At 32.5% G+C, this 575-nt stretch carries 1 protein-coding gene; it reads left to right on the top strand.

Annotated elements, in window-relative coordinates; translation table 11 throughout:
* Window positions 1-48: 48 nt before the first annotated feature.
* The gene (locus tag A6E06_RS11360; RefSeq protein WP_141676955.1) at window positions 49-537 is read left to right on the top strand and encodes a hypothetical protein; all 489 of its coding nucleotides are present in this window, start codon (window positions 49-51) and stop codon (window positions 535-537) included.
* Window positions 538-575 lie beyond the last annotated feature (38 nt).

Here is a 575-nt window from a genome sequence, read left to right as displayed (position 1 = left end):
TATGCAGGCGTTATGTGCAATTAATCAAAAACTTATAAGGAGTATTTTTTGGAAAATTACATGATGTATTGGTGGGCTGGTGACCTTGCTAATCATTATATGCCATGGGGACTTACCATGCCTCAATTTAATAAAATAATTAAGCTATCTCAATATGTCTTTGGACTTTTGAGTTTGTTCGAACTTGTTCAGTTTTCTAAGGTGATGCAGCAACTCAATTATGCTTCAAGAGTTTATTATATGACGAATAAACTTCCATATGTTGTAGCTACTTTTCCAATGTTGCTTGTTCCTAAATTAATCTCAGGAAGTATGTCCTTGGTAAGGAATGAGATAACAAGTAAACAATTATTTTCTTCTGTTTTACTTCCCGCTGTAAAGCTAGAACTTTCTCAAATCAAAATAGATTCTCATTCAACTAAAGCTGCGCGAATTTTTAAATGGTTAAGTGATAATCCGCTATCAGACAATACTCGAAAGGTTCTAATTTTTGTTTCTTTTGCGATATTCTCATTGATTGATATATTTACATCATAAAAGTGTAAGCATGTGTTGAAGCACATAACAAATGCATC

Source organism: Aliivibrio sp. 1S175, from assembly GCF_001690985.1.
Taxonomy (GTDB): Bacteria; Pseudomonadota; Gammaproteobacteria; order Enterobacterales; family Vibrionaceae; genus Aliivibrio.
The sequence above is the reverse complement of the archived record's forward strand: the minus strand, read 5'-3'. Positions and strand labels throughout refer to the sequence as shown.